12 protein-coding genes are annotated in these 18,579 nt (G+C 69.9%); 11 read left to right on the top strand and 1 reads right to left on the bottom strand.

What is annotated here, in order from left to right; all coding sequences use genetic code 11:
• Nucleotides 1–2 precede the first annotated feature (2 nt).
• From EV644_RS25645 to EV644_RS25625, 5 genes are all read left to right on the top strand, one after another.
• Complete coding sequence (locus EV644_RS25645) at nt 3–5,711, top strand: toxin glutamine deamidase domain-containing protein (protein WP_132191273.1); 5,709 nt, start codon at nt 3–5, stop codon at nt 5,709–5,711.
• Between the two features lie 560 nt (nt 5,712–6,271).
• Nucleotides 6,272–7,156: a RelA/SpoT-related domain-containing protein gene (locus EV644_RS25640; protein WP_132191272.1), complete on the top strand. Its 885-nt coding sequence runs from the start codon at nt 6,272–6,274 to the stop codon at nt 7,154–7,156.
• Nucleotides 7,149–7,415, top strand: coding sequence for a hypothetical protein (locus EV644_RS25635; RefSeq protein ID WP_132191271.1), 267 nt, complete (start codon nt 7,149–7,151; stop codon nt 7,413–7,415). The genes EV644_RS25640 and EV644_RS25635 overlap by 8 nt, the downstream gene beginning before the upstream one ends.
• Nucleotides 7,412–8,053 (top strand): HD domain-containing protein, encoded by a 642-nt coding sequence (locus tag EV644_RS25630; RefSeq protein WP_132191270.1) that lies wholly within the window; start codon nt 7,412–7,414, stop codon nt 8,051–8,053. Before EV644_RS25635 ends, EV644_RS25630 begins: the two co-directional genes overlap by 4 nt.
• Nucleotides 8,046–8,417, top strand: coding sequence for a hypothetical protein (locus EV644_RS25625; RefSeq protein ID WP_132191269.1), 372 nt, complete (start codon nt 8,046–8,048; stop codon nt 8,415–8,417). The genes EV644_RS25630 and EV644_RS25625 overlap by 8 nt, the downstream gene beginning before the upstream one ends.
• 8 nt (nt 8,418–8,425) lie before the next feature.
• Here the strand turns inward: EV644_RS25625 and EV644_RS25620 are convergent, their stop codons facing one another.
• Complete coding sequence (locus EV644_RS25620) at nt 8,426–9,322, bottom strand: hypothetical protein (RefSeq protein WP_132191268.1); 897 nt, start codon at nt 9,320–9,322, stop codon at nt 8,426–8,428.
• A gap of 104 nt (nt 9,323–9,426) precedes the next feature.
• Between EV644_RS25620 and eccCa the strand changes: the two genes are divergently transcribed.
• The 6 genes from eccCa to EV644_RS25590 all read left to right on the top strand — a co-directional run bounded on the left by eccCa (nt 9,427) and on the right by EV644_RS25590 (nt 18,555).
• Entirely contained in the window at nt 9,427–13,452 is a 4,026-nt protein-coding gene (gene eccCa / locus EV644_RS25615) for a type VII secretion protein EccCa (protein WP_132191267.1), read from the top strand.
• A complete protein-coding gene (locus tag EV644_RS25610; protein WP_132191266.1) occupies nt 13,449–13,850 on the top strand; it encodes a hypothetical protein in 402 nt (133 codons plus the stop codon). The genes eccCa and EV644_RS25610 overlap by 4 nt, the downstream gene beginning before the upstream one ends.
• On the top strand, nt 13,843–14,883 hold the full coding sequence (locus tag EV644_RS25605; RefSeq protein ID WP_132191265.1) for a DUF6177 family protein: 1,041 nt from the start codon (nt 13,843–13,845) through the stop codon (nt 14,881–14,883). The genes EV644_RS25610 and EV644_RS25605 overlap by 8 nt, the downstream gene beginning before the upstream one ends.
• A gap of 63 nt (nt 14,884–14,946) precedes the next feature.
• Nucleotides 14,947–16,272, top strand: a complete 1,326-nt coding sequence (gene eccD / locus EV644_RS25600; protein ID WP_132191264.1) for a type VII secretion integral membrane protein EccD — start codon at nt 14,947–14,949, stop codon at nt 16,270–16,272.
• A gap of 9 nt (nt 16,273–16,281) precedes the next feature.
• Nucleotides 16,282–17,865 (top strand): MinD/ParA family ATP-binding protein, encoded by a 1,584-nt coding sequence (locus EV644_RS25595; protein ID WP_132191263.1) that lies wholly within the window; start codon nt 16,282–16,284, stop codon nt 17,863–17,865.
• Nucleotides 17,866–18,012: 147 nt separating this feature from the next.
• Entirely contained in the window at nt 18,013–18,555 is a 543-nt protein-coding gene (locus tag EV644_RS25590) for a Rieske (2Fe-2S) protein (protein WP_132191262.1), read from the top strand.
• Nucleotides 18,556–18,579 lie beyond the last annotated feature (24 nt).

Below are 18,579 nucleotides of genomic sequence, written 5' to 3'. Positions count from 1 at the left end.
CGATGATCAAACCCGAAGGCATCCCGAAGTTCGTCGGCGACCTCGAGAAGGTCAGCAAGGCGGCCGGCGACATGGTCACGGTCGGCGGCGAGATCGTGAAGATCGCGCAGGGCCTGGAGAAGACGTTCCGCAACGGCATGACCGCGCACTACATCGACGGCCCCGAGAAGCATCTGCTGGTCGACGCGATGCTGCCGGTGAAGAAGGAGGGCGAGCTGTTCGGCCCCGAGCTGAGCAAGGTCGCCGCCGCGCTGAACACCTTCGTGTCCGAAGTACAGGGCAACGTCACCAAGCTGAACGGCGTGAAGGGCCGGGCCGACGCGTTCATCCGCAAGGTCGGCGACACGCCCGAGGACGAGATCGACGACAACGAGGACTGGGTCAAGGAGGAGAACCAGCTCCACAAGGACATCCAGGACTCGATGGACGGCATCAGCGCCGCCGAACATCGCTGCGCCAACAAGATCGCGGCCCTCTACGGTGGCAAGAAGTGGGACGAGAAGAGCGGCCACCGCGAAGGTGATCCCGAGCCCAAGGCATCCGACGAGGAGGAGAAGGACCCGCCGTGGGGCAAGCCGCTGGAGTACGACGCCCCGTGGTACGAGGACTGCGTCGACTTCGTCGGCGGGGTGCTGAAGGGCGTCTTCGTCGACGGCCTGCTCGGCACCCTGGACGCGCTCACCACGCTGATCCCGATCCAGCCGCTGCTGAAGTCGATAGGCGTCGACTCGATCTTCGGCCACGAGCTGGCCGGCTGGGACAAGGCCGGTGAAGCCTGGAAGGGCGTCGGCCTGACGCTCGCCTCGGCCGCGATGTACACCATCCCGGGTGCCGCGGCGTTCATGCACGTGGCGTTCCCCGAGACCGCGGCGTACCTGGACAACGTCGGGCTGACTGTGCTGAAGGGCATGGTCGCCTGGGACATGTGGGGCGAGGATCCGGGCCGCGCGCTCGGGCAGGTCGGCTTCAACGTGATCACCACCGTCGGTACCGGTGGTGCTGGTGGTGCCATGCGCGCTACCGCGATAGCCGGCAAGTACGGCTCCGTGGCCGCGAAGGTTGCCAAGGGCGCCGATGTCGCGGTGAACGTGGCGGGCAAGCTCCGCCCGGGACAGCTGGCGATCAACACCGCGCTGAAGCTGCCGAAGGTCAGCGACCTGGTGATCAAGGTCGGCAATGCGCCGGTGATCGGCGGACTCGCCAAGTTCAGCGGGCTGGACATCCCGACTTCAAAGGTCAGCCTCCCGAACGCCCCGCACGTCGGCGGCGTCGACGCACCTCACGTCTCCGCTCCCGAACATTCACCGGTGTCCGTCGGCTCAGGTGGCGACTCCACCCCGTCCTTTCACTCGGACAGCCCGAGCTCGACATCCCACTCACAAGCCCCGGCACCCACTCACAGCGGCGGCGATTCGCCCCCACCGTCTTCTCACAGTGGCGGCGATTCCACCCCACCGTCTTCTCACAGTGGCGGCGATTCCACCCCACCGTCTTCTCACAGCTCCTCGGATTCCCCGGCGTCGCACGGAGACTCGTCGAACACACCGGCTTCGCATGCCGACTCTCAGGACGCGCCGGCTTCGCACGCGGACTCGGGCGACGCTCCGGCCTCGCCTGCTGACGCGCCAACCTCTCATGCGGGCTCCGGGGACGGACCTTCGTCGCACAGCGGCTCCCCGGACGGCCCGACCTCGTCGCACGCCGATTCACCGGACGCCCCGGCGACGCACGGCGGCTCGGATTCACCCGGTACGTCGCACTCCGAAAGCCCGAGCGGCTCGCACTCGGAGAGCCTGGCTGCTTCGCACTCGGAGAGCCCGGGTGGTTCCCACTCGGAGTCGCCCGCGACGCACACCTCCGACGGCCCTGTCGCGCACACGTCCAACGGACCGGGCACCCATACGCCCGACGGTCCGTCGACGCACTCGCCAGAGACTCCCGCCGCGCACACCTCGGACGGGCCCGCGGCACACGCTCTGGATCGTCCTGCCGCGCATTCGCCGGAGGCGCCGACCACTCACACGCCGGACCGTCCTGCGACCCACACACCCGAGTCGCCGACGCACGCGCCAGACCGTCCGGCGACGCACACGCCGGAGACGCCGGCGGCTCGTACGCCGGAGTCGCCGACCACCCACACGCCAGACCGGTCGACGACGCCCGACGGACCCGGCACGCACGCCCCGGACCGGCCGACGACGCACACGCCCGACGGGCCGACGACGCACACGCCGGACGGGCCGTCCACGCGTACGCCGGATTCGCCGCGGACGCCCGATCCCGTAGGTGCTCCGCGGGCTGCGGATGCGCCGCCTGTCATGCCGACGCCGGTACACACCGGCGGATACCAAGGCTCTCCGGGTCGGGCAGGCGAGAGTTGGGGCCGCAACGATCCGACCGGCCCCAGCACACCCCGCCAGCCCAACCCGCGCGACCCGAACGCAAACCGGGACCCGAACCAGCCGAACGACCCGAACCAGCCGAACAACCCGGACGACGGCAACACGCCGCCGCCGGACGGCCCGGACGGTACGCCGCCGCGGAACGGGGACGACGATTTCGACTGGTTCCGCCGCCCGGACCGGGATGCCGGCCAGCCGCACGCCGACGCGGAGCGTCCGCAGTACGACGACAGCGGAGTACTGCACGAGGGCCGCAACGAAGCGCGCTGGATCACCGACGAGAACGGTCTGCCGCGCAGCATCCAGGCGACCCTGCGCGAGGTGACGCCGGGCAAGCCGCGGCACCAGAGCGAGCAGGACGCGGCCGCCGGGCGCGGGATCGCCGACGACCAGGGCGGGCACGGCATCGGGCACCGGTTCTTCGCGGATCAGAAGGCCCACCAGATGTTCCCGCAGAACAAGAACTTCAACACCGGCGCCTGGAAGCGGATGGAGAACGAGTGGGGGGCGTGGGTCAAGAAGGGCCACGAGGTCGACGTCGAGATCATGCCGCTGCCGCCGGGCAAGGCGCGTCCCGACAACATCCAGGTCACCTACAAGGTCCGCGATCCTGCGACCGGTAAGACGGTCTGGGCGAGCGGCCGCAACTTCGAGAACCGGGCCGGGCTGAAGCACGAGCGCTTCCCCAACAAGAAGGTCCGCGACTTCGACGCCCCCACCGACGACGTCTTCGCCGCCGGCCGCCGAGGCGACGACGGCCCGGCCGGAACCCCCAACCCCACCAACGGCCCCGACACCAACCCCCCAGACTTCTCCGGAGCCCCCACCCACGCCCCAGACGCCCCAACCGTCCGCTCCTCAGACGGCCCACCGACGCGTACTGCGGATGGTTCCGCGCCGCACACCCGGGACGGGTCTGCCTCGGACGGCCCGACCGCCCGTACTTCGGACGGTTCTGCGCCGCACTCCCCAGACGGCTCACCGACGCGTACTGAGGAGGGTTCTGCGCCGCACTCACCGGACGGCTCACCGACGCGTACTGCGGACGGTTCCGCCCCGCATTCCCCGGATGGTTCGCCGACGCGTACTGCGGATGGCTCCGCGCCGCACAGCCGGGACGGGTCTGCCTCGGATGGCCCGACCGGGCGTACCTCGGATGGTTCTGCGCCGCACTCACCGGATGGCCCGACCGCGCGTACGCCCGACGGAGCGCCACACACGCGGGACGGGTCTGCGCCGCACACGCCCGACGGTCCGACGACGCGTTCGCCGGAGCGGACGCATTCGCCTGATGGGCCTGAGGGACGCCGGTCGGACGGAGACCAGCCCGGCGCGCACCGCGGTGATGAAAGCTCGTCGCACCCGGACCGCGATACGTCGTCCCACTCGGATCGCGACACGTCCACTCACCCCGACCGCGACGGCTCGTCGCATCCCGACCGGGAGACTTCATCGCACCCGGATCGCGACACCTCGACGCACCCGGACCGTGAGACCTCCTCTCGCCCCGACGGCGACACGTCGCGCTCCGACGACCACCCGCGTTCAGGTGATGGGACGCATTCCCCTGCCGGCGACGGGAACCAGCCGCATGCCGGCGACGGGGATCGGCATGCCGGTGACTCCGACCGGCCGCGTGCTGGCGACCGCGCGCGTGCCGGTGATGGGGATCCGTCGCGTCCTGGTGAGTCGGATCGGCCGCGGAATGACGGCGGGGATCGGTCGCATGGTGGGGAGCGGGCGCGGGAGCCGGGTGTGGGGAGGCCGGAGGATGCGCTGACGCCGGAGGATCACCAGTGGTTGGGGGACAACAAGGCGCCGGACGGCACCAACCCGAACCCACCTGCCGGAGCGCCCGGTCAGCATCGGCACGAGGTGGAGCCCGACCGGTACAACGACTTCGACACCGACGGGAAGCTGACCAACCGGCTGAAGAAGGCTGTCGGCGACAACCCGCTGAAGAACGTCGGCAAGTGGATCAAATCCGGGAACCCGTTCTTCAAGACGAAGCTGGCTGCGTTCCGGAACAACTGTGGTGATTCCAGCCGCGCGTTCGCCGACACCCTGCAGGGCCGGGAACCGCGGCTGGCGAACGGTGACCTCAGGCACCCGCCGGGTGAGCGCCGGGAGATGTACGAGTACACCGGCGTACGGCCGGACCGGATCAACGTGCCGGGCTCGAAGAACTCCCGCGAGTACACCGACGGCGCGCTGAAGATGATCGAGGACAGCCTGAAGGGCAAGCCGCCGGGCACGGTCGCGATCGTCGGTGGGTCGTGGCACAAGGGTCCGCTGCCCGACGGTTCGCTGCCTCCTGGTGGTGGGCACTGGTTCAACGCCTTCGTGGACGAGAAGGGCGTGGTCCGCTGGGCCGACAACCAGAGCGGCAAGGTCGGCCCGTGGCCGCCGAAGTACGGGAACGGCAAGGCGACCTTCGACGACCTCGAGGTCATGGTCCGCGAGCCCAACGGCCCCTGGACCTCCCCGCTGGCCCCCAGCCACCCCGTCAACGCCACCAAGCCACCCACCCCGCCGATGCCGCAGCATGCGCCGAAGGTGCCGCCGCCGCATCAGCCGACCCAGCAGGTCCCGCCGATGCCGCAGCACGCGCCGAAGGTGCCGCCGCCGCATCAGCCGAGCCAGCAGGTCCCGCCGATGCCGCAGCACGCGCCAAGCGTGCCGCCGCCGCATCAGCCGAGCCAGCAGGTCCCGCATCAGCCGTACCCGCCGCAGCCTGCTCATGCGCCGCAGCAACCGACGCATGCTCCGCAGACGCATGCGCCGCAGCAACCGACGCACGGGCCGGGTCAGCCGATGCCGCCGCACGCACCGAACACGCATGCACCGCATCAGCCGGCGTACGCGCCGCCTGCTCATGCGCCGCAGCAACCGACGCATGCTCCGCAGACGCACGCCCCGCAGCAGACGCACGCGCCGCAGCAGCCGACGCCGGCATCGCACACGCAGCAGTCGACGCAGGCTTACCCGCAGCAAGCGGCGTCCGAGTCGCATGCACCGCAGCAGCCCCCGCATGCGCCGCAGCAACCTACGCACGCTCCTGACGGGCAGGCGCCGGCGCATTCGCCGGAGCAGCCGAACGTGGCGCAGGAGGCGGGCATCCGCAAGCCGCGCAGGCTCATTCGGAGCAGCAGGTGGCGCCGGGTCATCCGCAGGAGGGTCGTCCTGGGCCGTCGCGGATTGAGCGGGCGTTGGATCCGGAGGGCGCTGCTCGGGCGGATCGGGAGGCTGCGCGAGTGGCTCACCAGGATGGACTGGTGCCCGGGCCTGGTGAGATCGGTCAGCGGTTGAACCCTGAGCACCGTCCGCATTCGCAGGATGGACCGGGGAACAGGCCGGGTGAGCCGGTGGATCCGCGGGTTGAGTGGGCGCAAAGGCAGCAACCTGCCCCTGAGCAGCCTGGGCCCGTGGACCCACGTGTCGAGTGGGCGCAGAGGCAGCAACACGGGCCTGGTCCGCGCGCTGCGGATGGTCCGCAGGCGAGGGCTGTCGATCCGCGGGTTGAGTGGTCGCAGGGGCGGCCGGAAGGGTCGGGGCAGGTTGGGACCGGTCGTCCTGAGGCACATTCGCAGGCTGTAGGGCGCGCTGATCCGCGTACTCAGCAGCAAGGTGGGCCTGTGGACCCGCGTGTTGAGTGGGCACAGGGTCGGCAGAACGCCCCGGGTCAGGTCGACCCGAGTGCCTACCCGCAGCAGGCGCCTGTGGATCCGCGGGTTGAGTGGGCTCGGGATGGGGACGCGGGGTTTGGGAGTGGACGGGAGCCTGGTGAGGCGTCGTTCGGGGGGAGTGATGACGTCCAGCTGAGTCGGGAGGTTGACGGGGTACTGCGGGAGCAGCCGGAGGCGGCTTCGGTGGTTCAGAAGTTGACGGCTGATCCGAATCCGTTGAATGTGACGGAGCGGCTGAGAGATCCGGCGACTCGGCAGGAGACGTTGAACACGATCAAGGAGTTGGCTGACGGACGGGTGCTTGGCGACAAGCCGCTGTTGGAGTTCCTCGACGAGCACCCCGGCGACGGAACCTTGTTCGAGCCGATTCCGGATGCGGTCAACTTGCTGCCGGACGGGACGACCCGGAAGGACGCGTTCGTCCGGGAGTCGCAGCTCCATGACCCGGTGAGGGCCGTGGGGGCGGAGCCGACGCCGGCCGAGTTCGCCGAGGTGACGGAGTACGCGCGGCGGCTGCTGCGGGCTGAGCAGGTGGTGAAGTCCGAGCTGCGGCACTTGATCGAGGGCACGGACGCGACCTTGAACGCCCGGACCAAGACTCCCGCGGGGCTGATCGACAAGGTCCAGCGGATGGTGAACGGGGCGCCGGAGCGGCCGCCGCGGCCGGAGTACAAGGTCGGGGACGTGATCGACGCGGTCGGGGCGCGGATCACCGTCAAGGACACCGCCGAGCTGGCCGAGGTGATCGAGCGGGTCCGAGGGCACTTCGGTTTCGGTGACGAGGGGCGCATTCTCGAGGTGGAGAACATGTACGCCCAGCCGAAGGGGCGCAACCCTGCCTACCGGGTGGTGCCGATGGTCATCAAGGTCGGGTCGGGCGGCCAGCTGTTCACGTTCGAACTGCAGCTGACCACGCGGCGCGCCTCCATCGCCGCGGACATCAACCACAACACGATCTACAAGCCGTACATCGAGGCCGGTGAGGCGGAGCGGGCGAAGGTCGCGAGGATGTTCGAGGAAGCGGCCGCGCTGGACCAGATCGAGAACCGAGGGCTGAACAATGGCTGACCCCGTGGAACTGACCGTCGTGCAGGTCCGCGACGGCGACCGGTGGCGAGGGGTGGCGGTGATCGACGGCCGCAACTACCCGGACCGGGCGAGCTTCGACCAGGCCGTGATGGACGCGTTCGACACGCTGGCGGAGCTGCGGATCCCGTCCCAGCTGGCGACCCGGGACGTGACGGCGACCGAACCGCCTTCGCAGCTGCCGGCCTGGTACGACTACCGGAAGACCCTGGCGCCGAAAGGAGCCGGGGAGACCGAATGAAGGTGTACGAGTCGTGGCGGACGTGGACGGAAGCCGAGCCGGACCTGCGGGACCGGTTGCCGGCCGAGGTCGTCGACCGCCTCGGCCAGGCCTACCGGTACGCCGAGACCTGTCACGCTGACCAGCGTCGCCCGGCCGGCGAGCCGTACGTCGAACACCTGCTCCAGGCGCTCGAGATCGCTCTGGACGTAGGTGTCACGTCACCCGAGGTGCTCACGGCAACACTGCTGCACGACGTGGTCGAGGACACCCCGGCCACGATCGAGGACGTCCGCGAACGCTTCGGCCCTCGGACGGCTGACCTCGTCGCCTGGGTGACGAAACCCGAGCCGCAACCGGACGAAGACCCCAAAGCCGTACGAGCCGCGTATCTCGAGTCCTTCGCCGATGCGCCGCCCGACGTACTCGTGGTGAAGCTCGCGGATCGCTACAGCAACGTGCAGCGGCTGGACACGCATCCCCGTCCGACGAAGCAGGCGAGCTACTACCGCGAGACCGTGCGCGCGGTGGCACCTCTGACCGCCCGGGCGCCGCAGTTCGCGAGACTGTTCGAGGACTGGCAGAACGAGTTGGCCTACCTGGCCTCCGACCCGACGGAGCAGGATTCCGGCCGGACAGAAAGGACGGGCCATGCCTGAGGGCATCGACCAGGAGACGCTGGACCGCGCGTATGAGCGGCTGGCCGAGTATCACAACGAGGATCTGCCCGACGGGTTCCCACGGTCGACCCCGGACGACTTCAAGAGCTACCAGATCGTGCCGTACGAGGACTGGCTGATCTTCGCCGCGCCGGACGGCTACACCAACCAGACCTTCCTGGTCAGCGATCCGATGGTGTACGAGTCGCCCGGCTGGGAGTCCTACGAGGACGCCCTGACCGAGGCCAAGGCTCTCAAGGCCGCGGGCGCGACCCGCCGCCCGGACGACCCCGACGACGAAGACGACCCCGACGACGAAGACGACCCCGACGACGAAGACGAGACCGAAGAGGACGAGGACTGAGAGCGGTCTCAGCGACGAAGACGCGACCAGCGGCGCCAGACCGGAGTCTGCAAAGGCTTCGGCAGCAGTACTGCGGGGGAGTGCAGCGGGTCGACCGGCAGTTCGGCGAGCAGATCCCCCACCAGCCAGAAAACCCCCGCAGTACAGGGGTCCTCGGCGTTCAGATGCACTTGATAGACCCACCGCGCGAACTCGTCCGCACGGCGCTGCATGTCGTCCCGTCGATCCACCCGGCACACCGCCAGCAGATCAGAAGCCGGTACTGCGAGCAGCGCCCCGCGCCCGGCACCAACCTTGGGGAGCAACCGCTCGTGATCCACCAGCGCCATGCCGACGGTGGGATCGCCCGGCCTGTGCAGCACGGACCACGGCACCCCGTCGACCGGCTGAAACGTCAACCCGGTCAGGCCGTCCAGCGTCAGGTCGAGACCGGACGGCCGGTCCGGCAGGTGCAACCCGTGCATCACCCGGCGGACCTGGGTCAGCCGTCGCCAGTCGCTGCCACTCTGGATGCCGAACACGATCTCGAAGTACCGGCCGAACGGCACCGTCAGATCAGCCAGTACTCCGCCCGTGGCGGCGGCCCAGCCGGTGGGGCGCAAGGTGGCCCGCTGGCGGGCGGCGACGTCGCCGTACAGGTGTTCGTCGGTGGCGACGCCGATCTCCTCGACGACGCCGTGCAGCCACTCGTCGACGGTGCGCGGCCACAGGTGATTCGGTTGCTCACGGCATCGATCGATCAGCTCGACCAGACCGACCTCGGCGCTGGAGCTGAGACCACCGCGACTCCAGTGCAGCTTGACCAATGGGCCCGCCGGATCCAGGTCGGCGTCCGGCAGCAGCACCGGCAGCAGATCCTCCACCAGGTCGAGCACCTGGCGCGGATCGAACGGCGTCTTGGTCATCAGCAGTGAACTCCGCCTCTACTAGAGTCCCGTGCAGCATGCCATCTGAGGCGTTCATCCAGACATACCGTCGAAGGGCCGGCCGGCTCAGCTGAGGAGAGAAAGTGTCGACACGACTCGTGCACCGCCCGGCGCGGAGCACCCGGAGTATCGACACCGGGCAGCCGCGGGTGATCGAGACTCCGCCGCCCGGCGCGCGAGGCAAGGCGGGCGGGAACCCGATGCAGGCGCTGATGCCCGCGGTCGGCGTGCTCGGCTCGGTCGGGATGATGAGCACGATGCGCAACGGCCTGTCCGCGATCATCGGCGTCGGTGTGCTGTTCCTCACCCTGGCCGGCACCTTCGGGATGGCGTTCTCGCAACGCGGCCGGGCCGGCAAGGAGAGCCGGGAACAGCGCAACCGCTACCTGGACTACCTCGAGCGGCTGCGCGAGGACTTCGGCAAGATGGAGCGCTCGACCCGCAAGACGGCGCTGGCGCTGAACCCGCCGGCCGACGCCCTGGTGGACTGCGTCCGGGATCCCGCGCGGTTGTGGGAACGCCGTCGCGGTGACCAGGACTTCCTGCTGGTCCGCTGCGCGATCGGCCGGATGCCGGTGGTCCCGGCCACGCTGGCGTCGTCGGGCTCGATGATGGACCCGCCGGACCCGTTCATGATGGCCGAGGCGGAGGCGCTGGCCCGGCGGTTCGCCCTGATGCCGGACATGCCGCTGACGATCCCGCTCGACCTCGCGGGCAACGTCAGCATCGTCGGCGACCGGGACAGCGTCGTACGGATCGCGCGGGCGTTGATTTTGCAGGCCGCGGTCTTCCACGCGCCCGAGGATCTCGAGCTGGCGGCCTGTTTTCCGCCGTCCGCGCTGGATCAGTGGCAGTGGGTCGGCTGGTTGCCGCACGCAGTCGACCCCGAGCGCCGGGAGGGGCCGCACCCGTTTCGCCGGATCGCCGAGAAACCGGACGAGCTGGCCGGGCTGATCCGTGACGACGTGGCGTCGCGTGCGACGCTGGCGAGCGAGGCGAAGCGCGGTTCGCTCGGAGCGGGTGACGCGCGCCGGATGATCCAGCGGCTGCTGGTGCTGCACGACACTTACGGCGAGGTCGCGACCGAGGTGACGACCGCTGACGAGACGCTGACCATCGGCGATCTCGGTGTCACGGTGCTGCACCTGGTGTCCGACCGGATGCAGGAGCCGAGCAACGTCGCCGTGCGGTTGACCGTCCAGCAGGGCGAGGTCCTGGTCGAGGATCTGCGTGGCGGTGGATACCTGACTGCGCAGGGACAGCTGGACGACACCCCGCTGGCGACGGCCGAAGGTCTGGCCCGGACGCTGGCCCCGCTGCGCCTGTCGGAGGAGTCCCTCGAAGAGGACGCCTCGCTCAAGACTGTCGACTTCATGAGCCTGCTGCAGATCGAGGACCCGGGAAGCATCGACCTGGAACGGATGTGGGTGCCGCGGCACGAGCGCGCCTTCCTCCGCGTCCCGCTCGGCCTGGACAGCCAGGGACAACCCGTCGTGCTCGACCTGAAGGAGTCTGCCCAGCTGGGCATGGGCCCGCACGGCCTGTGCATCGGGGCCACCGGTTCCGGTAAGTCCGAGGTACTGCGCACGCTGGTGATGGGCCTGCTCGCGACGCACTCGCCGGAGGACCTGGCGATGGTGCTGATCGACTACAAGGGTGGAGCGACCTTCGCTCCGTTCGACGGCGTACCGCACGTGGCCGGCATCATCACCAACCTGGTGGACGATCCGAGCCTGACCGAGCGCGCGTACGCGAGCCTCGCGGGCGAAGTACAGCGGCGTCAGCAGATGCTGAAGGACGCGGGCAACGTCGCGAACATCACCGACTACCGGTTGCTGCGGCAGCAGCGCCCGGACCTGCCGCCGTACCCGCACCTGTTCGTGCTGATCGACGAGTTCGGCGAACTGCTGACCGCGCGGCCGGACTTCATCGACCTGTTCCTGTCGATCGGGCGGATCGGCCGGTCCATCGGCGTCCACCTGCTGCTCGCCAGCCAGCGGGTCGAGGGCGGCAAACTGCGCGGCCTCGAGACGTACCTGTCGTACCGGCTCGGCCTGCGCACGTTCTCCGAGGAGGAGAGCCGGACCGTCCTCGACACCGACGACGCATTCCACCTGCCGCCGCTGCCGGGCTTCGGTTACCTGAAGGTCGACACAAGCGTGTACCAGCGGTTCCGCGCCGCCTATGTCTCCGGTCCGTACAAGGGTCGCGTGATCCCGGAAGAGGAGAAGGCCAAGGACGGCCCGGCGGTCCGCCCGTACCTCGTCACGCCGTACCAGCAGCCAGATCTGGAGGCACTGGCCGCGGCCGACGTGAAGTCGGAGAAGGACGACTCGACGGAACGGACCATCGGGCCGACGGTGCTCGGGGTGTTCGTGGAGCAGGTGAAGCCGGCCGCGACCCCGGTCCCGCAGGTGTGGCTGCCGCCGCTGCCGAAGATCTGCACGCTGGACCAGGTCGGCGGCCCGGTGGACATCAGCCCGCGCGGGTTGCAGTTCGCGGTACAGAGTCCGCCGATGGCTCCGGCGATCGGCGTGGTGGACGATCCGCGCAAGCAGACGCAGAGCGTGATGCGGCTCGACCTGACCCTGACCGGCGGTCACTGCGCGGTGATCGGTGGACCGCAGTCGGGCAAGACCACCTTCCTGCGCACGCTGGTGACCTCGCTGGCGCACAGCTACACGCCGCAGGAGGTCGCGATCTACGCGATCGACCTGGCCGGTGGTGGTCTGCAGCCGCTGATCGATCTGCCGCACGTCGGCGGGGTCGCGATCCGGACCGACCGGGAGAAGATCCGCCGGACGCTGGAAGAGGTCCGCGGCATGCTCGACCAGCGCGAGATCGTCTTCCGCGACCGCGGCATCGACACGATGGAGCGGCTGCGCTCGATGCACGCGAGCGGCGCGGTGCCGGAGTTGCCGGTGGCCGACGTCGTGCTGGTGCTGGACAACTACGGCGCGATCAAGACGAACTTCGAGGAGATCGAGGAGACCGTCGCCGACCTGGTCCAGCGCGGCAGCAGCTACGGCATCCACCTGGTCACCACGATGATCCGCTGGAGCGACGTGCGGATGAACACGCAGGCGCTGTTCGGCACGGTGATGGAGCTGCGGCTGAACGACCCGGCCGACTCGACCATCGACCGCCGCCTGCAGGACACCATGCGGAACGCCGGTCCGGGCCGGTTGCTGACGCCGCGGAACAAGCTGTTCGCCCAGCTCGCGCTGCCACGGGTGGACAGCCTGCTGCAGGACGACGACCTCAGCGAGGCGATCCAGGGACAGGCTCTCGCGCTGGGTTCGGCCTGGCAGGGGCCGACCGCGCCGAAGGTCCGGGTGCTGCCGCTGAAGCTCGAGCGCAAGACACTGCCGACCGCCCAGGACGAGCCGGTCAAGGTGCCGATCGGCCTCGACGAGACCGCGATGGCGCCGGTGCTGCTCGACCTGTTCGACCGCGACGGCAACCTGGTGATCTTCGGCGACACCGCCTCGGGCAAGACCAACCTGCTGAAGCTCGTCATGCAGCAGTTGATCGACCGGTACAGCTCGGACGAACTGGTGTTCGCGGTGATGGACCCACGCCGCGGTCTGCGCGGTTTCACGCCGGAGGCGTACCTCGGCGGCTACGCGACCAGCGGCCGGGTCGGCGCCGGGCTGTCCGCCGGCGTGGCCGGTGAGCTGGAGAAGCGGGTGCCGGACGACAGCAGCGATGCCGCCCCGGCACCGGTCGCCGGCCCGAAGGTGGTCGTCGTGGCCGACGACTACGACCTGCTGACCAGCGGCGGACAGGCCCCGATGGACCCGTTCCTGCCGTACGTCGCGTCCGGGCGCGACCTCAACCTGCACTTCCTGATCGCCCGTCGTGCCTCCGGAGCCGGCCGGGCCCTGTACGAACCGTTCCTGACCACCGTGATGGAGTCCGGGACCGCCGGACTGGTGCTGTCGGGTGACAAGAGCGAGGGTGCGCTGTTCACCGGCGCCGTGCCGGGCACCTTCCCGGCCGGCCGCGGCCTGTTCGTCCGCCGGGGCGAGCGCCCGTCGCTGATCCAGACGGCACTTGCGGAAGGCGCCGAGAGCACCGAAGACGGAGATGGCGGAGGAGTGAAGTGAGCTACGACGTGGTGGCACTGATCGACGGGCGGCCGTCGTACAAAGACGTGCTGGCGGGCATGCTCGCCGCCGGCCCGGACTGGCTGGTGCGCGACGTGTCCGACGGCGCCGTGCTGCAGCTCTGCGATCCCGAGGGGCAGCCGATGGCTTCGCTGGAGTCGCCGATCCTGATCCAGGTCCCCGGCGAGGTGGAGCGGTTGCTCGGCCCCGAGGTGTCCGGCGTACAGACGCCGGTCTGGTGGGCCGAGGTCCGCGCGACGCCACGGGAAGGTGCCGCCGAGCTCGCCGACCGGTACGCCGCGACGCTGGTCGAGCGGCTCGGCGGACAGGTCTGGAAATCCGCTGTGGCCGGGCCGCCCGCGGTCGTGCCGAATGGTGCTGGAGGCAACAATGCCTAATCCGGTGGAGCTCAGTCCGGGCATCGACGTCCGGACCGAGAAGGTCGTCGTCATCATGCAGGACCGTCCGGTGGTCGGGATGTCCGCCTGGTTGGTGGACGCGCTGGCGGCGGCCGAGTCCGAAGGCCTCGGCGTGCAACTGGTCACGCCGTCGACCACCCGGCTGACCTTCGCGGTCCGGACCACCCTGTTCAGCGGCCGCGAGTCGCGCTGGGTGGTGACCGAGCCCGGCGGCGAGGGCGCGTACGACGGCCAGGGTGGCTCGCGGCTGAAGTGGGACGGCCAGATGTTCGCGGCCGTGGCGGCCGGCGAGCAGGACAAGGTCGACATGAGCCCCACCTTCGTCGCGGTCGACCTCGAACTGCCGTTCCAGCTCCTGATCACCGCGCGAGTCCGCTACCAGGCGCTCGAGTCGACCGTCGTCGGCAAGGCTGCCGAACTGCTGTTCAAGGAGCTCACGGGTGACGAGCCGGCCGGCTGGGGGACCGCCGAGCCGGTGACGCAGCCATGGAACGTCGGCCAGCTCACCGCGTACTGCCGGCGGCGCGCGCCGAAGCCGACGTGGCTCGCCGTGGTCGGTGGCAAGGACGGCCGCAGCGCCACGGGTGCCGTCGAGATCCACCGCCGCCCCGCCGGTCTCGAAGAGGTCATCACCGTCGCCGTCGCGACTCCCGAGGGACTGCCGTCGCCTGGCGAGGTGCAGGCCGTGGCGGAGAAACTGGCCGACTCGTTCAGCCTGGTGTCCTTCTTCGCTCAAGGCGCCCGCGGTGGCACCGATACGAACGCGATGCCGCACTGGACCGGCGTGCCGGCTCCGATGGGGATGGCGGTCGGGAACGACGCACTGCAGGGCGATGGCCTGGCCAAGGCGATGGACATGACCGGCGTGGCGGAGATCGTGCCGGTGAAGATCGGCCCGGCGGCGTCTCCCGCGGTCTGGTACCCGATCGGAGACGGCAAGAGCCAGCTGGACTGGAACATCTACAGCGCGCTGCTCGGCCGGCTGGTCCCACCGGGCGCACCGCGTTCGTAGTACCCCCAGCTCGCAGTACCGAGTGAGTGTCAGTAGTTCGCGAATGATCAGAGAGGTGGACGGGTGGCTGCGGTCTACAGCCGGGTGACGATCATCGGGCGGCAACGTCAGATGGACGCCGTACTGCCGGTCGACGAGCCCTTGGGCCGGCTGATGCCGGACCTGTTGCGGATGCTCGGCGAGCCGGTCGATCCGTCGCCCCGGCGCCGGTACCTGACCACGCCGACCGGCCAGACGGTCTCGCTGGAGCTCACCCTGGGCTCTGCGCAGATCGGCGACGGTTCGGTACTGCGGCTCGCGGCCGAGGGCGAGGTGCCTCCGCCACCGACCGTGTACGACGTGGCCGAGGAGGCGGTGGACGACCTCGAGCGGCGCGGCACGACCTTCCAGCGCAAGCACCGGCGGTGGGCGTCGGGAGCGGCGCTGATCTTCGCGTTGCTCGCCGGGGCGATCGCGCTGGCTCGTTCGGCCGATGCCGACGTGGCCGCCTTCGTGATCCTGGTGGTCGCGATCCTCACCGGTCTCGGTGGCGTCGTGCTCGGCCGGGCCGGGCGGAAACCCACGGCGGTCACGTTGCTGGTCGCGACCCCGGTCCTGCTCGCGATCGTGGCCTGGTCGCTCGGTGTCTCGGAGGACTGGTCGACGCCGATGCGGGCCGGCATCATCGCGCTCGCGCTGGCGCTCGGCCCGCTGCTGTTCGCGATGGCGGGCCTGGCCGGAGGCGGTCTGGTCGGCGGCGGTACTGCGATGGTCTTCGCGGTGATCTGGATCCTCGGCGTGGGCGCCGGGGTATCCGCGGACAAGCTGAGCGCGTTGGTCGCGGCGGTCGCCGTTCTGCTGCTCGGGGTGTTGCCGCGGCTGGCGCTGTCGATGTCCGGCCTGACGGCGCTCGACGACACGAGGGCCCGGGGCAACGAGATCGGCCGGCCCGATGTCGAGGCGGCGCTGAACGCGGCGCACGTCGGTCTGGCCCTCGCGGCGACCTCGATCGCACTGTGGTCCGCCGCGGCCGGGGTGGTTCTCGCGCTCCACGGATCGGCTTGGTCTGTGAGCATCGCGGCCGTGCTGGCGTTGCTGTTGTGCGCGCGGTCGCGGCTGTACCCGTTGGCTGTGGAGGTGCTCGGCCTGTTCGCCGCGGCGGGGGTCGTGGTCGCCGCGCTGGTCCAGGAACTGTCCCAGCAGTCGGTGGGTGGCACACTTGTCGCAGTCGGACTACTCGTGGTGGTGGCGATGGTCGGAGCTTTCGGCCTGAGCTGGACGCCGCAGGATCACGTGCAGGTCCGGCTCGGCCAGGTCCTGGACCAGATTCAGGTGCTGGCCGTGGTGGCGCTGATCCCGCTGGTACTCGGAGCATTCGGGGTGTTCAGCGATCTGCTCGATGTCTTCTGATCGGATGGTATGACCGGGTCCAACTGGCAGGCGGAGATGATGAACCGCCTCGACGACGGGTCCGCGGCGGCTGAGAACGCCGCCGCGTCCGGTACTGCCCCCGCCCCTTCTGTGGGCGGAGAGGCGGGTGCGCCTGGTCTGGAGCAGTACCCGCCGCCGACGATGCCGGCGGTGCCTGCGCCTACTGGTAGTGGGTGGGGTGCGCCGGTGCCGCCACAGGAGCAACAGCCCGAGTACGTGCAGCCGCAGTACAACCAGGCGCCTTATCAACCGCCGGCACAGAACTACCAGCCGCAGAACTACCCGGCGCCGGAGCAGCAGAGCTACCAGCAGGACGGCTATCCGCCTCCGCAGCAGGCTTACCCGCCGCCTCAGGGGTATCAGCAGCCTCCGTACGACCCGGCTCAGCAGTATCAGCAGGCGCCGCAGTACCCGCAGTATCAGCAACCGCCGGTGCAGCAGTACGAGCAGCCCTACGAGCAACCGCAGTACCAGCAGCCACCCGTGCCGCAGTACGAGCAGCCGCCGTACGGGCAGCCGCCGCAGGTGCCACCGGCGCCGTACCAGCAGCAGTACCCTCAACCGCCGACGCAGCAGGCACCGCCGCAGCAGCAGCCCGCACAGTGGGAGCAACCACCCGCAGGTGACAGGGGTTGGAACGCGCCACCGCAGGAGGCGAGCTCGTGGGACAACCCGGCGCCTGACGGGGGACCGGACGCGCACGCGTACGCACCGGCGTACCAGGATCCGCTCGCCGGCCCGTTGCCGGTGGCAACTGGTTCGGTCGGGCTGCAGCATGAGGACCGGACCGGCTCGGGCGGGTTCCTGCGCCGGATCGGCCGGTTCGCCGCGGAGGCGGCCTACATCGCCGGCGCCTCGGGCCGGATGCAACGCGACGTGGAGAACATCGCGATCATCCGCCGCCCGATCGGGATCGGCCGGATGATCGGCGTGATCGGCCCGGTGCCGCTGAGCGGGACGTCGATCGTCACCGCGCTGCTCGCCGACGCGCTCGCGTCGCAGCGGACCGACATCGTGCTGGCCGTCGACGCGTTCCCGCGCGAGGGCAAGCTGACCCACCGGCTCGACCAGGGCCTCGCGAACACCCCGAACTCCCGGATCCAGCTAGCCCGCTCCGAGCCGACCGCCGACGCGATCAGCGAGGTACTTGCCGCCCGCAACGTCGGCGGCGCGAACCAGATCCCGCTGTCGCTCGTCGACTGCCCGGCGGGCCTGTTCGAGGAGGCGACCGGGTACGTCGCCGGCGCGGCCCACTCCGTCGCGCTGGTGGTCCCGTCGTCCCGCGACGGTGCCCGGGCCAGTGTCGACCTGCTCGACCAGTTGACCACGGACGGTCAGCAGATGCTGGTCCAGAAGGGCCTGGTGATCATCGCCGAGGGCCAGCCGAACGACCCGGAGCCGGTGCGCTGGCTGCAGTCGGCGGTGTCCGACCGCGGCCTCGGCTACGTCGTCCTCCCGTACGACGAGCATCTCGGCCACGCCTGGCCACTGCGTCCCGAGCAGCTCGAACCGGCCACCCGCCGGGCCGTGCTTGAGTTCGCCGCCCGCCTGGTGGAGCGTGCCACCCGCTGACTTTCCAGCAATTTTCGGCACCGTGATGAACCGTTGTGCCGATCCGCTCGTTGGTCGAAGTATGGCCTGTTTTGGTCAGGCCGGGTAGAAAGCAAAGAAGCAGAGCGTTCAACTACTTTCCCAGCAGGCTCCTGGAGGTTCAGATTTATGAGCGACGAAAGAACGGCCGAACTCGCCAAGGCGATCGACACACTGCGTGACCGGCGGGCGGTGCTTCGGGGTGCCGCGGTGGTCGGTCTGGCCGGCGTCAGTGTGCCGCTCCTCGCCGCGTGCGGTGGCGGCGACGAGGCGGGCAGCACGCCGTCGAGCACCGGCTCCAGCTCGGCCCCGACCTCGGCTCCGACGTCGGCACCGTCTTCGGCGCCTTCCTCGGCCGGTACTCCGAGCAGTGGTGGCGGGGGAGCGGTGCTCGGTCCGGCGTCGGACGTCCCGGTGAACGGCGGGATGGTCTTCCAGGACGCGAAGGTCGTGGTCACCCAGCCGACGGCCGGCCAGTACAAGGGGTTCACGGCGGTCTGCACACACGCCGGCTGCCTCGTCCGGACGGTGGAGAACAACACCATCACCTGCCCGTGCCATGGCAGCAAGTACAACGCCACCGACGGCAGTGTCATCAGCGGTCCGGCGCCGGCGCCGCTCGCCGCGGTCCCGGTGGCGGTCGACGGCACGAACATCGTCGCCTCGGCCTGATAGACCGTCCTCTGATCGGCTGTA

It is taken from the genome of Kribbella orskensis (genome assembly GCF_004342085.1).
Lineage (GTDB): Bacteria > Actinomycetota > Actinomycetes > Propionibacteriales > Kribbellaceae > Kribbella > Kribbella orskensis.
Note: the sequence above shows the minus strand (reverse complement) of the source record. Positions and strands in the feature narration are given on the sequence as shown.

Bases quoted from the DNA above. Each gene is read 5' to 3' on its own strand.
- EV644_RS25645 (WP_132191273.1), top strand. From the start codon at position 3: ATGATCAAACCCGAAGGCATCCCGAAGTTCGTCGGCGACCTCGAGAAG.
- EV644_RS25635 (WP_132191271.1), top strand. From the start codon at position 7,149: ATGGCTGACCCCGTGGAACTGACCGTCGTGCAGGTCCGCGACGGCGAC.
- EV644_RS25630 (WP_132191270.1), top strand. From the start codon at position 7,412: ATGAAGGTGTACGAGTCGTGGCGGACGTGGACGGAAGCCGAGCCGGAC.
- EV644_RS25625 (WP_132191269.1), top strand. From the start codon at position 8,046: ATGCCTGAGGGCATCGACCAGGAGACGCTGGACCGCGCGTATGAGCGG.
- EV644_RS25620 (WP_132191268.1), bottom strand. From the start codon at position 9,322: ATGACCAAGACGCCGTTCGATCCGCGCCAGGTGCTCGACCTGGTGGAG.
- EV644_RS25605 (WP_132191265.1), top strand. From the start codon at position 13,843: ATGCCTAATCCGGTGGAGCTCAGTCCGGGCATCGACGTCCGGACCGAG.
- EV644_RS25595 (WP_132191263.1), top strand. From the start codon at position 16,282: ATGACCGGGTCCAACTGGCAGGCGGAGATGATGAACCGCCTCGACGAC.
- EV644_RS25590 (WP_132191262.1), top strand. From the start codon at position 18,013: ATGAGCGACGAAAGAACGGCCGAACTCGCCAAGGCGATCGACACACTG.